Origin of the sequence: Micromonospora sp. CPCC 205539 (genome assembly GCF_036906815.1) — a bacterium.
In the GTDB taxonomy this organism is placed as follows: domain Bacteria; phylum Actinomycetota; class Actinomycetes; order Mycobacteriales; family Micromonosporaceae; genus Micromonospora.
The window spans coordinates 85,336-97,583 of the sequence record NZ_JBAKHW010000025.1; the positions used below are offsets into that span (position 1 = coordinate 85,336).

At 68.9% G+C, this 12,248-nt stretch carries 14 protein-coding genes, 2 tRNA genes and 1 pseudogene; 2 read left to right on the forward strand and 15 right to left on the reverse strand.

The window, feature by feature from the left end; all coding sequences use genetic code 11:
• Window position 1: 1 nt before the first annotated feature.
• The 7 genes from V6V47_RS21635 to V6V47_RS21665 form a co-directional block, all read right to left on the reverse strand.
• On the reverse strand, window positions 2–448 hold the full coding sequence (locus tag V6V47_RS21635; protein WP_334630122.1) for a MaoC family dehydratase N-terminal domain-containing protein: 447 nt from the start codon (window positions 446–448) through the stop codon (window positions 2–4).
• Window positions 449–572: 124 nt separating this feature from the next.
• On the reverse strand, window positions 573–740 hold the full coding sequence (rpmG, locus tag V6V47_RS21640; protein WP_007073056.1) for a 50S ribosomal protein L33: 168 nt from the start codon (window positions 738–740) through the stop codon (window positions 573–575).
• Window positions 741–872: 132 nt separating this feature from the next.
• Window positions 873–945: transfer RNA gene (locus tag V6V47_RS21645), tRNA-Met, on the reverse strand.
• Between the two features lie 24 nt (window positions 946–969).
• A tRNA-Thr gene (locus V6V47_RS21650) sits at window positions 970–1,042 on the reverse strand.
• A 115-nt stretch (window positions 1,043–1,157) separates the two neighbouring features.
• Window positions 1,158–3,686 carry a putative bifunctional diguanylate cyclase/phosphodiesterase gene (locus V6V47_RS21655; RefSeq protein WP_334630123.1) on the reverse strand — a complete coding sequence of 843 codons (2,529 nt, stop codon included), beginning with the start codon at window positions 3,684–3,686 and terminating at the stop codon, window positions 1,158–1,160.
• Between the two features lie 111 nt (window positions 3,687–3,797).
• Window positions 3,798–3,932: a hypothetical protein gene (locus V6V47_RS21660; protein ID WP_334630124.1), complete on the reverse strand. Its 135-nt coding sequence runs from the start codon at window positions 3,930–3,932 to the stop codon at window positions 3,798–3,800.
• 766 nt (window positions 3,933–4,698) lie between these two features.
• Entirely contained in the window at window positions 4,699–5,229 is a 531-nt protein-coding gene (locus V6V47_RS21665; RefSeq protein ID WP_334630125.1) for a GNAT family N-acetyltransferase, read from the reverse strand.
• Window positions 5,230–5,609: 380 nt separating this feature from the next.
• On the opposite strand from V6V47_RS21665, the gene V6V47_RS21670 reads away from it, so the two are divergent.
• Window positions 5,610–6,116 (forward strand): hypothetical protein, encoded by a 507-nt coding sequence (locus V6V47_RS21670; RefSeq protein WP_334630126.1) that lies wholly within the window; start codon window positions 5,610–5,612, stop codon window positions 6,114–6,116.
• An 11-nt stretch (window positions 6,117–6,127) separates the two neighbouring features.
• Here the strand turns inward: V6V47_RS21670 and V6V47_RS21675 are convergent, their stop codons facing one another.
• From V6V47_RS21675 to V6V47_RS21710, 8 genes and pseudogenes are all read right to left on the reverse strand, one after another.
• Window positions 6,128–7,054: a tyrosine-type recombinase/integrase gene (locus V6V47_RS21675; protein ID WP_334630127.1), complete on the reverse strand. Its 927-nt coding sequence runs from the start codon at window positions 7,052–7,054 to the stop codon at window positions 6,128–6,130.
• Between the two features lie 17 nt (window positions 7,055–7,071).
• Window positions 7,072–7,563, reverse strand: coding sequence for a hypothetical protein (locus tag V6V47_RS21680; protein WP_334630128.1), 492 nt, complete (start codon window positions 7,561–7,563; stop codon window positions 7,072–7,074).
• Entirely contained in the window at window positions 7,560–7,745 is a 186-nt protein-coding gene (locus tag V6V47_RS21685; RefSeq protein WP_030329852.1) for a helix-turn-helix transcriptional regulator, read from the reverse strand. The genes V6V47_RS21680 and V6V47_RS21685 overlap by 4 nt, the downstream gene beginning before the upstream one ends.
• Window positions 7,745–9,496, reverse strand: a complete 1,752-nt coding sequence (locus V6V47_RS21690; protein WP_334630129.1) for a replication initiator — start codon at window positions 9,494–9,496, stop codon at window positions 7,745–7,747. The genes V6V47_RS21685 and V6V47_RS21690 overlap by 1 nt, the downstream gene beginning before the upstream one ends.
• Window positions 9,493–10,035 (reverse strand): DUF2637 domain-containing protein, encoded by a 543-nt coding sequence (locus V6V47_RS21695; RefSeq protein ID WP_334630130.1) that lies wholly within the window; start codon window positions 10,033–10,035, stop codon window positions 9,493–9,495. Before V6V47_RS21695 ends, V6V47_RS21690 begins: the two co-directional genes overlap by 4 nt.
• Complete coding sequence (locus tag V6V47_RS21700) at window positions 10,032–10,220, reverse strand: hypothetical protein (protein WP_334630131.1); 189 nt, start codon at window positions 10,218–10,220, stop codon at window positions 10,032–10,034. Before V6V47_RS21700 ends, V6V47_RS21695 begins: the two co-directional genes overlap by 4 nt.
• A 3-nt stretch (window positions 10,221–10,223) precedes the next feature.
• Window positions 10,224–10,490, reverse strand: coding sequence for a hypothetical protein (locus tag V6V47_RS21705; RefSeq protein WP_334630132.1), 267 nt, complete (start codon window positions 10,488–10,490; stop codon window positions 10,224–10,226).
• Window positions 10,487–11,431: pseudogene (locus tag V6V47_RS21710) on the reverse strand (FtsK/SpoIIIE domain-containing protein); the annotation flags it as partial. The pseudogene V6V47_RS21710 and the gene V6V47_RS21705, both read right to left, overlap by 4 nt.
• Between V6V47_RS21710 and V6V47_RS32740 the strand changes: the two are divergent.
• Complete coding sequence (locus V6V47_RS32740; protein ID WP_442934280.1) at window positions 11,388–11,816, forward strand: GntR family transcriptional regulator; 429 nt, start codon at window positions 11,388–11,390, stop codon at window positions 11,814–11,816. The pseudogene V6V47_RS21710 and the gene V6V47_RS32740 overlap by 44 nt on opposite strands.
• Window positions 11,817–12,248 lie beyond the last annotated feature (432 nt).

Below are 12,248 nucleotides of genomic sequence, written 5' to 3' on the forward strand. Positions count from 1 at the left end.
GTCAGGCCTCCCCGCGTACGACGATCTTGGACCAGACGGCGACCACCGGATCCCCGGCGGCGGTGCTCACGTCGGTGCGGGTGGTCAGGAAACCGTGCCCGCCCCGGTTGCTGACGTCCTCGATGGTGTTGACGCAGACGAGCTCGTCGCCGGCGACCACCGGCCGGGTGTACGCGAACCGCTGGTCGCCGTGGACCACCCGGCTGTAGTCGACGCCGAGCGCCGGGTCCTCGATCACCTGACGGCTGGCCGCCATCGTGATCACCACCGGGAAGGTCGGCGGGGCGACCACGTCGGGGTGACCCAGCGCCTGGGCCGCGGCCGGGTCGTGATGGGCCGGGTCCGTGGCGCCGATGGCGGTGGCGAACTCACGGATCTTTTCTCGGCCCACCTGGTAGGGGGCCGTCGGCGGATAGGTCCGGCCGACGAAGGAAGGGTCCAGAGACATGTCGCGAACGTACACGCCCAACACAATCGCCGACCTGCTCGGTCGGTGGCGGCGGTAGCCGCACCGGCCGGTCAGATCGGCGATCGGAAGAGCTTCGACAGCGGCCGGCAGAACCGGCCGGGAGTCAGCGGGTCTCGCGGTGGACCGTGTGCCGACCGTCGCGCGGGCAGAACTTCTTCAGCTCGATGCGGTCGGGGTCGTTGCGGCGGTTCTTGCGCGTGATGTAGTTGCGCTCCTTGCACTCCACACACGCCAAAGTGATCTTCGGCCGGACATCGGTAGCCTTCGCCACGGCGGAGTGCCTTCCTCGCTAACGGAAACAACTACGACGCACCAGCGTAGTCGCTGACTGCGTGGACATGCAAAGTGGGCGCCAGAGGCGCCCATCACCACGACCACCGGGAACGAACCCGGAAGACGAGAGTAGCGGTGGCCGGAATTGAACCGGCGACACAGCGATTATGAGCCGCTTGCTCTGCCATCTGAGCTACACCGCCGCGGTGGGTCCGGCTGAACCCTCGAGCCCCCTTACGGAATCGAACCGTAGACCTTCTCCTTACCATGGAGACGCTCTGCCGACTGAGCTAAGGGGGCCTGCGCGATCTCCCCGTGGGGCGCGCAGAAGTAAGAGTACACGGCCCGGCTCGACAGGTGAAATCGGATCCCCGATGATCGTTTCCGCCCTGGTCAGGGCAGGGCCAGGGCACGGTCAGGGCACGGCACGAAGGCGCGGAAGCTCCGTACCGGAGATCGTCTCCGGGTCGACCTGGGCGCCGAACCAGGCAGCCAGCCGCTCGTACGGCAGCGGTCGGCTGAACAGGAAGCCCTGCCCGATCTCGCAGCCGATGTCCTGAAGGAGCTCCAGGGTCAGCTCGCTCTCCACGCCCTCGGCGACCACGGCCAGGCCGAACTGCTGGGAGAGGGTCACCACCGCGTTGACGATGGCCAGGTCCCCCGGATCGGTCGCCATGCCCTGCACGAAGGAGCGATCCACCTTGACCTCGTGCACCGGCAGCCGGCGCAGGTGGGCCAGGGACGAGTCACCGGTGCCGAAGTCGTCCACCGACAGCCGGACCCCGAGGTCGCGAAGCCGGTGCAGGGTCGGGATGGGCCGGTCGGTGCCGTCCAGCACCCCCGCCTCGGTGATCTCCAGGGTGAGACGCTGCGCCGGCACCCCGTACTCGGTCAGCAGCTCCTGCACCCGGTCCGGGAAATGCTCGTCGGTCAGCGTACGGGCGGCCAGGTTGACCGCCACGGGCAGCGGGTGGTCGGTCTGGGCCCAGTCCCGACTGCGCCGCAACCCCTCGCGCAGCACCACCTCGGTGAGCCGGCTCAGCTGGCCGGTGTGCTCGGCCACCGCGACGAAGTCCTCCGGGGCGACGCTGCCGTGCGTGGGGTGCTCCCACCGGGCCAGGCACTCGACGCCGACCAGGCGGCGGTCCCGCAGTGTCACCTTGGGCTGGAAGTAGACCTCCAGCTCGTCCTGGTCCAGGGCGCGACGCAGATCGCCAGCAAGGCCCAGCCGGCGCAGCGACCGGGACTCCAGCGCCGGGTTGAACAACTGCACGCTGCCCGGCACCGACTTGGCCGCCGTCGCGGCCAAATCGACCCGCAGCAGCAGGGTCGCCGCGTCGCTGCCATGATCCGGGTGGACGGCAACCCCGACGGCGGTGTTCACGTCGAGGGTGAGCGCGTCGAAGACCATCTCGTCACGGATCTGTTCGCGCAGCTGACCGGCCAACTCCAGCGCCGCGTCTGCGCTCTCCAACCGCAGCGTCACCAGAAACTCGTCCCCGCCGGCCCGGCCGACCAGCGCCGACGACGGCGCGCTGGCGCGCAGCCGGGCGGCAACCTCGGACAGGACCTTGTCCCCCGCCGCATGGCCGAGGGACTCGTTGACCTGGCGCAGACCGTCGACGTCGAAGAGCAGCAGCGCCACCACCTCGCCGTCGGTACGGATCTTGACTGACTCTTCCAGCGCAGCGGTGATCCGCCGACGGTTCGGCAACTTGGTCAGGGCGTCGTGGTACGCGTCGTGCCGCAGGCGGTCGACCAGCCGGGCATTCTCCAGGGCCACCGCGGCGTGCGCGGCCACCGTCTCGAGGACCGCGATGTCCGCGGGCGTGAAGCTGTTGCCATCGCCGATGCGGTTGGCAACCTCGAGGGTGCCGATGACGACCTGGCCGGACCGCAGCGGCACCACCACCGCGTCCTTGATTCGCCGCTCGGCGAGGTCGGCGCGGAACTCGCCGTCGGTGGTCACCCCACGCCCGACGGCAACCGTGCGTCGGGCGTCGCGGACCCGCTCCCGGAGCGTCGACGGAATGTACGCCAGGTCGAGCAGGCCGGAATCGTCCATCCGGGCGGTCAACAAGGTCTCCGGATGTCGCCCCTGAGCCGGGAGCCAGAGTGTGGCGTACTCCGCCTGCATCAGGGCGCGGACCCGGCCGAGCAGGGCGTCCGCCAGCGTGCCGCTCTGGCCGCTCTCGACCACGGCGCGGGTCAGGTCGTACAGGTCGGTGAGGGTGCGGTGCTGGCGGAAGAACTGGGAGTACGCCCGGTAGACCAGGGCGAGGCCGACGCCGAGGGCAGCGAGCAGGAGCAGTGACCACCACGTGCTCCGGACCAGGATCAGAACGATCAGGCCAACCGACACGTTGATCGCCGCGGTGAGCACCCCCGGCGTGGCGGTGAGCAACGCCACGCGGCCGGTCTGCCAGCCATGTAGCAGCGTGTGCACGGCGGCCACGCTGGCGTAGCTGACCAGGATCACCATGCTCACGGCAGCGAAGATGCTGCCCCAGGTCTGTGGGCCCACCCCCTTGATGGGCGGAAGAGCCTGAAGGACGAGGACGGCCAGTGATGTGCCCGCGGCGGCCCGCGCCACGTTGAACCACACCTTGTGCGCGGACAGCCGTTGTCGAGTGTGGGTGATGAGTGAGGTCAGCGCGTAGATGACCACCACCGTCAACGGCGGCAGAAAGTAGAGCGCAAGGACCAGTGGCAGCTCGGTGAGCGTGACGCCGATCGTCTGCCGCCGGACGACCAGGCTGAGCAGCGGCAGCCCCGCCACGATCATGAGGATGAGAAGGAGAGCTGCCTCCGGCCAGTCGCCGAACGGCTCCTTCGCGACCAACCCCGTGATCGTGGCGCAGGCGACCGCGATCAGCGCGAGAGGCGCGGTGATGATCCAAGCGTCCTCGGAGGATCTGCGCCGGGGCTGACCGCGACCGATCATGGCGCTCCTTCGGATTGGCACCACGCGGTCACGGCGCCGTCGCGATACGTACCGTCACCGATGCGCGGCGCCGCTTGGCGGCCGCGTCCGGTGACTGACCCGGAACCCGGCTCAGTGCCAGATGAGGTCCGCAGTCTGCACGATGTCCCCCGAGTTGCCGCCGAGATCGACACCGCCGATGCCACTGAAGAGTGCGGCGAGGACGAAAAATGAGCCAAGCAGTCGGCCCAACCTACGACCAGACATGATCGCTCCTGTCGGAAGTGTGCAGCGTTGATGGAGGTTCCACGATCGTGCCACAGCGCGGGCAGCCAGAAAAGTGGTGGAAGCCCCGACTGGCCCCACCGTCTGTGACTTCCCGCCGTTTGGCCCACCACCCTCGTCGCACCGGGCCAGATCACAAGCCTGCGGGGCAGCTCACCAGTTCGTAGAACGTTCAATACGACCTTCAACACAATTCGGTCCAGCCGTGAAGCGGCCCCCGAATTCACCGCGACGGTCACTGTGCGTAACGCTTGGAGGCGGTGCGCCAACGCACGCGCTCCGTGTCCGGCCATCGACCACCATACCGGCTCATCTCGTTCGCGCCAGTACCTGGACGGATTCACGTCAATGGCATTGAACCCGGCCCAGGCGTGCGATGACACCGAATTTGGGTAGCATAACCGCAGCTCAGACGGCCTCAGGCCGGCGCGGGCGAGAGGGCGGCCCTACGCCCCGCAGCTTTACGACATAGATGAGCCTCTCCACATTGCCGGCACGCATCCTCGGCGGCATCCCACCGGCGGCTGCACCGCTCACCAACGACCAACCTCGACAACGACGGCGCCCCTGCCGGGTAACGCTGGTCTCGCGGCCGTCTGCGCGGTATTCCGTCCTGATCGACACGGTATCGGCGATACCGCGGTATCCGACCGTCGGCAATGCCCCGATATCGCCGATCTCGAGCCGATCATGGCCGGTCCGCGCCCCCCGAGTCTTGCGGGCTGCGCTGACATCACCGACCGACGGATCAATCGAGCGTCGTGCTGACCATGTCGACGAACCCGAGGCGCCGGTTCATCGCGATAGCGGACCCGTTGCGCGGGTGGTGGAACGCGGCGAGTCGCCCGTAGCCCGAAGAGCGAACGAACCCGATCGCGAGGAGCTTCAGCGCCAGCGACAGGCCCCTGCCGCGGTAGGGCGCGAGCACACCTGTCATCTCGCCGAACGCGTACCCCTGGGCCGGATGCAGCGACGTCGTAGACATGCCAATCCACGCACCATCGTCAACCGCAAGCATGACCCCGTCCGGGCGGAAGCTCGGCACGTCGATGCGCTCGGAGACGTACTCGTCGTACGTGTAGAAATCCCCTCGCTCCGGGATGTCAGCCGAGCAGGTTTTGTTGAGGTCATACAACGCCCGCCGGTGGCCGGCCGTGTCGCCGAACTCGGCGAAGGTGGCGAACTCGATCCCCGACTCGCACGCCCTGGACAGGTACGGCGTGAACGCCCCGTCATCGAACTCGTCCACGTTCAGTTGAAGGCGCACCCAGTCCACCATCAAGGGATGGTATCGGGAAACTTCGATTACCCCAGCGTCTCGCCGATCTTGGCGTTCATACCGTTGCCAACGGCTGGACCCAGCCGGACCTCACTAGATCAACGACAACGGCCCCTGATCAGCATCTCTGCTGGTCAGGGGCCGCATCTGCACCTGGTGGCGGGTAGAGGATTCGAACCTCTGAAGCTTTCGCGACGGATTTACAGGGCGTCCGTGATCTTGGCCGCGTCAGGGACGGTGAGCTGGTGCTTCGCTCCATTGATCAGGCGCCGATCAGGCTCCCGCCCACCATCTGCCCACGCCCACCGAACCAGCGCCCCGCATCTTCAACGGGCGGATATCGGAGTGACTCCGCTGGCTTGGCGGCGGACCATGTACCAATGCTCAGCAACGATGCGCTCGCGCGCCTCCAGGACGCCACCACCCTTTGGAGCATCGGGCAGGGCACGGCAGCCGAGGTGATCGAGGCCGCCTGTGACTGCCTCGTGGCAGGCGTTGACAGCCCCTCGCTGTGCATCCTGGCCGGGGTCTCGCCCACCGCCACCGATCAGGATCTGCTCCAGTGGCTTGAACCCACCCTCGACGAGCTTGGTCTGAGCTTCTACCGCAAAGGCAGCGAAGAGCTTGAGGACGCTGCCGTACGCATCATGGCTACCAAGCTTCTCGTCGGCGCCCTCTCCCCGCGCGAGCTGGCTCGCTGGACCCACTCGGTCATCGGGCATGACGGCACACTCCTTGCCGAGGAGTTGGTCATGCTCGACGATGTGTACGACACGCTGGAGTACGGCGAGGAAACCGAAGCGGAGATCCACGCTCGCGTTTTTGCCGAAGCCCGCCGCTTGACCGCCACAGACGTAGCCACCCAAGGCGCCGACTCCGCCGACTGACTCTGGCAGGGTCACGCCAGAGCCTCGCCGATCTTGTCGTTCATGGTGTCGTCTCCGCCGTCGATGCAGTTGGCGTAGACGCGGAGCAGGACCGCGACACCGTGGCCCAGGCGCCGGGCGGCCTCGGTCGGCGGGACGCCGGCATTGAGCCAGAGGGAGGCCGCCGCGTGCCGCAGGTCGTAGGGCCGGCGGACGAGGGGCGAGGCGACCTGCGATTCGGTCAGGGCCTTCTCGCGGGCGAGCTTCCACCACCGGTCGTAGACCGATTCGGAGAGCGGGCCACCGTGCAGGCCCCGGAAGAACCGACCGTCCGGGCCGACCCCGTGATTCTCGACGTGCGCGCACAGCAGCTCGACGAGCCGGGGCGGAATCGGGACCGTGCGAGTCTCAGCCCTCCCCCGGTGCTTGAGTCCGCGCCGCTCGTGGGAGCCGCCGTCATCGGTCCAGTGCGATCCGGCGCGCGGCGAGGTGCCGGCGAGCACCAGGCGGCCCCAGCGATGTTCGATCTTCTCGTGGTCGCAGGACCGGGAAGGCTTGACCGCCGCCAGGTCCTCGAAGTCGGTCCCGCAGTCGGCGCACCGGCCGGCAAGGTCGCAGTCCTCCCGCCGTAGGTCAGCGGCTTCCGAGGGACGCATCCCCGCGTAGTAGAGGCAGCCGAAGAACGCGGTGACCTTGTCGGCGCGTTTGCCGAGAGATTTCACCGCCTCCAGCAGGGTGGCGACCTGGGCCGGGTTCGCCACCACTCGCCGGTCGATGGACTGTGCGACCTCGGGGGCGGTCCACTGGACCCGGTCGACGGGGTTGGAGGCGATCAGTTCCAGCTCGACGGCGTACCCGAGCACGTTGTAGAAGGTGGCCCGCTTCCGCTGGACGGTGGAGGCTGCCGCTGGCTTGCCGTCGAGGCGTACGCAGAGGCTGTCGAGGACGCGGCGGACCATTGCGGGCGAGTCGAGTTCTACGACCGGGAGGGATGCGGTTTCCAGCCAGGCGAGGGCCGCCGCGTGTTCGGTGGGGATCTCGTCGGACCAGCGGCGCGGGTTGAGGCCGTAGAGGTATAGCGCCTCGCGGAGCAGAGCTTAGTCGGTCGGCCCCGCTTGGTTGGCCGGGTCAGGGTCACCGTGATCGAGGTCAGCGCTTCGACGATCGAGCGCCGGGTCTTGGCCGCCGCCCGGGGCCACTTCATCTCGACGTACGCGCGGCTGTGCGCGTACCAGGTGGTGGGGTTCTTGGTTCTCGCCTCGGAGACCGGGCGGCCGGTGGCTGGGTCGAAGGGCTCCCCCGCGTTGGCCGCCTGGACCAGCTCGGCGCGGAACGAGTGCGCCAGGGCTTTGGTACGGAACATGTCCTCGAAGCGTTGGCCGCTCACCGCCCAGCGGACCCGCCACGGCCGAGCCTTCCGGTCAGCGCGCTTAGCGATCTCCCAGATCTGGACCTCGTAGCTCTTCATGCGGCGTCCTGCTCCAGGTCGCCGAGCCACCGACCGAGCGCCGACCGGCGGACCCGAAGCTGTCCGTTCGGGAGCTTGATCACCCGTGGCCCTTTGCCGGTCTGCCGCCAGTAGAACCAGGTCGAGCGCGGTACGCGCAGTTCGGCGAGCACTTCCGGCACGGTCAACAACTCCTCGTTCACTACGTTTCCTCCCCGTCGTGCTGTGCGCTGTGCTGAGTTGCCGAAAGATCTGAGGGTCCCTGCGCGGCCCGGTCCTTGGCGGCGAGCAGTTCGGATCGCCAGCGGGCGCGTTCGCTGATCGACCGCATGAGCCGGTGGGTCATCGGGCCGACGTCCGGGTCATCGGGTCGGGCCAACTCCCAGGCGTGTCGGACCCGTTCGGTGGTGTCGCTCTGGTCGTCGACGAGCTGCGTGCCGTCGGTGGTGACGCCGAGCAGTGCCCGGACCCAGGCCCGCGCGTCGTGCTTGTGGTCGGCGAGGGTCTTGCCGGACCAGTCGCGGGAGATGAGGATGCGCCGGCCGCCGATGCCGAGGGTGTCGCGCTGGTGGACCTTGCCCTTGCAGCGGCCGGGCTTGAGCTTGGCGTGTGCCTTCTTGGGCTGGACGCCGTAGAGCAGCCAGTTGGCGCACCGGTCGGTGCAGGGGGTGAGTTGGAGTTGCTGCCAGAGCCGGTCGAGGTGCTTGCGTTGCCGGTCGGTGGTCGCCTTGTGGCAGTCGCCGGTGTGCTTGGTGATGTATTTGGTGACGTACCGGATGGTCCGTTCGGCGTCCTCGGTGCCGGGCATGACGCCGCGGGCGTCGACTTGGGCGCCGAAGCGGACGACGTGGACTGGTTCGGCGTCCGGGTCGTCGTCGATGGCGTCGAGGGCTTCCGTCCAGGTGGTCAGTGGCTCGCGGGTGTCGGGGTCTACCCATGCCGCTGCCTGCTCGTCCCAGATCGGGAGCCGGTCGAGGGTGTAGCGCTGGACGTCGACCGAGGGCCACCACACCTGGTGGTAGGTCGCCGCCGCCACGGTGCGGAGCACGTAGCGAGGAATGGTGCCCCGGATGGCGAAGTGGGCGTGCGGGGCGAGTCGGCGTTGCGGCTCGACGCAGCCGGCGTACTGGACGTTCCAGCCCTCGCACCGTCGGAGGTTCTGCCAGAACCGGTCGAGCAGCCGGGGGAAGTGCACGGCGTCCCAGGCTGCGCGGTGGTAGTCGTACCTGGCGGGGTTGACGGGGGTGCCATCGGGGCGGACCGGGCCGTACGAGTCGAGGGTGAGCGTGAGCCACATCGACGGTTGGTAGGTGGAGCCGTCCGGGGCGGTGTAGGTCTTGCCGACGGTGCGCCGTTCGACCTTGCACCGGGGCAGTTCGGGGGCATCTTGGCGCCGCTTGGTGGAGCGCTTGCGCCGTGGGCCGGGCTCGTCGTCCTGGTCCTCGTCGTCGCTGGCGTGAGGTGGTCCGACGCGCCCGCGCAGGCCCTCAGCGGCGATGGCTTCCTCTACCTCGCGGATAGCCTCGTCGAGGTCGGTCACCTGATCCCACTGGGCCGCCCTCACCGCCTCGTCGCGGGAGAACTCCAGGTGTGCGCGGAACAGGATCAGAGACTTCTGCGCCTCGGTTGCGGGTTCCGGACCGGGTAGCGGTTCGTCGTCGCGGTGCCAGCCCTCGCGGATCTGGGCTTGCCGTAGCCGGCGGTTCTTCTTGGCGCACGGCGGGCACTTGTCCTCGCGGGTCGCGCCGCAGGGCAGGTCGATGACCTCGGTCAGCCCGGTATCGAGGTCGGTCCGGCGCATGGCGAGCGGACGGACGCAGACGCCGTACTCGATGGCGATGTCCTTGAGGACGTCGATCGAGCGGGGTAGCGCCATGCGGGCCGCCCGCGACCCCGGCCGAGGAGCAACCGGGGTCGGGGCGGGTTCGAGACCGGGCAGGGTCAGAGCCGTCATCGGATGATCCCGACGACCTGGGGCCGGTTGGGGTGGACGACGCCGACCGGAGGCAGCACCGCGACTGATGCCGGCGGCATCACCGGAGCCGGCGGCGCGGTTTCGACAGGCTGCGGCTCGTCGTACCAATCGCCCTGCGGCTGATCGGGCTCCGACGCCGACGGGGTGGCGGGTTCACTGGACAGGACGACCTTCACCAGGGCGAGGAATGCCAGCGACGGCACCGCCGCCACGATCCAGCCCCAGACGGACGGTTCGGCTTCGGCGACCTGCGCGGCGAGGGAGAGCAGCGCGAACGCGATCAGGAGCACGCCGACCAGGCCGACGGGTCGACCATCACGGCGGCGGACACGGATCTCCAGGCCGAGGTAGATGGCCATCAGCTCGACCGCTACGGCGTTGGCCCAGCCAATCCAGTCGGGTTGGCCGTGGGCGACCGTCAGGTCGTGGACGTGGGTGAAGGCGGCGGCGCCGGCCATGGTGCCGATGGCGAGCAGGATCAGCACCCGGACGCCGGACTCGGCGCGTTCGCGGATCATCGGCCGCCCCTGCTGTCGCGGACGGTCAGGGTGATGCAGATCTGCTGGCCGTTGAGGTCGCTGCGGCGGTTAACCATGTGCGCCAGGCCGTGCAGGGCACCGGCAAGCCGGTCCGGGGAACCGTCGAGTTCGATGTGCAGCGGCTTGAGGCGGTGGGTGCCGAGGAAGAAGCTCTTGAGGGACATCGGTTACCTCCGGGCCGGGGCGACGCGGGTACGGATGTGGTCGGGTGGCTCGCCGAGGGAGGCCACCGCTTCGGAGAGGCAGCGCCACAGCGCCCACGCCTCGTCGGGTGTGAGGTACATGCGGCGCCGGCCGCCACCGACTGCGAGATAGACCGGGTACGCGTCGAGGCGGGCGGGGTCGACGCGCACGGACACGGCCGTGCTGGTGGCGCCATCGGTGCCGGGAGCCCGCAGCCGGTAGAAGGTTCGGCCGTCGGTCGGTGCGGTCACCGCGGGTCACCGCCGTCGGTGTCCCGATCGAGGATGTTCAGCAGCGAGTCGGGCAGCAGTGGCCCGCGACGTTGCCGGGGCAGAGGCGGACGGGTCGGTTCGGTGGCGGTTTCCCGGCCGACCTGGGCGAGGATGTCCGCCGCGTCGGCCGGTGCCGGGTACTCGGCGGCCAGCTCCCGGATGTGGTCGTCGGAGATGTAGGAGAAGCGGACCCGGGCCGGCTCGGGGGTGAAGTCGAGGATCACGTAGCCGACGCCCTTGGCCCAGCGCGGCATCTGGTCGGCGAGGGCACCCCGGTTGCGGGCACCGTCACCCAACACGAGGTCGACCTGAGCGGCCTCGGTCAGACCGAGCGCGATCCGGGTCGGGAACAGGTCCCGGAACGGCAGTACCTCCTTGCGGGGGTCCTGCAACGCGGCCACCACTAGGACGCCGACGCCGGCACCCTGCGACAGCAGCAGCCCGAGCGAGCCGGCGATGCGCTTGCGTAGGTCGATGTCCTGGAGGTACGCGGTCAGTGCCGCCATCTCGTCGATGACGACCACGACCAGGGGGTCAGCCTCGGTCGGGGTGTGCACGCGCACAGCGCCGGCAAGCCGGGTCTGCCGTTCCCGCATCACCGTTACGGCCTCGTCGAGCAGGTCGGCCATGGCCTCGAACGACTTGCAGGCGAATTGGGCGAACAGCGGCCGGCCCATCGCGAACTCCATGCCGCCCTTGGGGTCAATCACCCAGAGCCGGACCAGCCCGGAGGAGATCCCACCGGCCAGGACCCGGACCAGCGACCACAGCACCGAGCCCTTCCCGGAGCGGGTTGCACCGCCAATCAGGACGTGCGTGGCGAGCAGGTGCAAGCACCAGTGCCGCAGGTCTTCCCGTCGCGCCAGCGGGAGTGCGGTGAAGTCGGGCACCGATGGGACGTCGAACGGGTCGACCAGAGTCATCGCCGACGAACTGAGACGGCGCATCGAGAGCGGAGCCATCCCGTCGGGGAGCCTCTTGCCGGCGGAGAGCGCGCTTACCGCCGAGTTCCGGGCAAGTCGCGGAACAGTCCGCCAGGCCATCGCCGTCTTACGGGATGAGCGCTTGGTCGCGACCGAACACGGCCGCGGCACATACGCCAACCCATATCGCCCCGAGGACGGACCAGCCAAAGGACCCGAGATTGGGACACGAGAGCGCCAGGTAGCGGCCGATCCAGAGCTTGCAGCGCTCTTCGCTGTCGAGGTAGGCGCAGCCCTGGTCGAACAACAGCACGTCACTCTGGCCAATGGAGCCGTCGGGGCCGTCGTCAGAATCTATCGGCTACCTGGAGCGACGCATTAGGTCCCTTACGCACCTTCAATACCTGTTCAAAGACGGATCGAAACGGGCCGCTCACGCCGCCGCCAGGGCACGAGCCCGTCCCCTCCCTTGGCCGTTCGGGGCGGCCACGCAGACGCCCGTCGACTGGCGTGGAAAGCGGTTCGGGCCACGCGGCGAAGCAGTCGAGCCAGGCCGTTCGATGGTCGCGGCCGTCGGCGCCGGGTGCGGCGGCGCATTGTGTCCGGGCCACCTCTCCGATTTCAAGGGCGCTTCGCGTCGGACGGGACGGCCTGGCGGCCGCCCTTGACCTCGGAGCCTCTGCGGCCCTGGGGCAGGCGGCCAGAGGGCGGGCGGTGGCCTGCCCTCATCAAGTCGCGCAGCCGCCCCGTCACCGACTCGTCGTGTTGTCACTCTGCCGGTCGGCAAAGCCGCCTTGACAGCCCAGTCTGGAAC

Bases quoted from the DNA above. Each gene is read 5' to 3' on its own strand.
- V6V47_RS21700 (WP_334630131.1), bottom strand. From the start codon at position 10,220: ATGTCCCTCAAGAGCTTCTTCCTCGGCACCCACCGCCTCAAGCCGCTG.
- V6V47_RS21680 (WP_334630128.1), bottom strand. From the start codon at position 7,563: ATGAAGAGCTACGAGGTCCAGATCTGGGAGATCGCTAAGCGCGCTGAC.
- V6V47_RS21670 (WP_334630126.1), top strand. From the start codon at position 5,610: ATGCTCAGCAACGATGCGCTCGCGCGCCTCCAGGACGCCACCACCCTT.
- V6V47_RS21665 (WP_334630125.1), bottom strand. From the start codon at position 5,229: ATGGTGGACTGGGTGCGCCTTCAACTGAACGTGGACGAGTTCGATGAC.
- V6V47_RS21675 (WP_334630127.1), bottom strand. From the start codon at position 7,054: ATGGTCCGCCGCGTCCTCGACAGCCTCTGCGTACGCCTCGACGGCAAG.
- V6V47_RS21655 (WP_334630123.1), bottom strand. From the start codon at position 3,686: ATGATCGGTCGCGGTCAGCCCCGGCGCAGATCCTCCGAGGACGCTTGG.
- V6V47_RS21690 (WP_334630129.1), bottom strand. From the start codon at position 9,496: ATGACGGCTCTGACCCTGCCCGGTCTCGAACCCGCCCCGACCCCGGTT.
- V6V47_RS21635 (WP_334630122.1), bottom strand. From the start codon at position 448: ATGTCTCTGGACCCTTCCTTCGTCGGCCGGACCTATCCGCCGACGGCC.
- V6V47_RS21695 (WP_334630130.1), bottom strand. From the start codon at position 10,035: ATGATCCGCGAACGCGCCGAGTCCGGCGTCCGGGTGCTGATCCTGCTC.
- V6V47_RS21660 (WP_334630124.1), bottom strand. From the start codon at position 3,932: ATGTCTGGTCGTAGGTTGGGCCGACTGCTTGGCTCATTTTTCGTCCTC.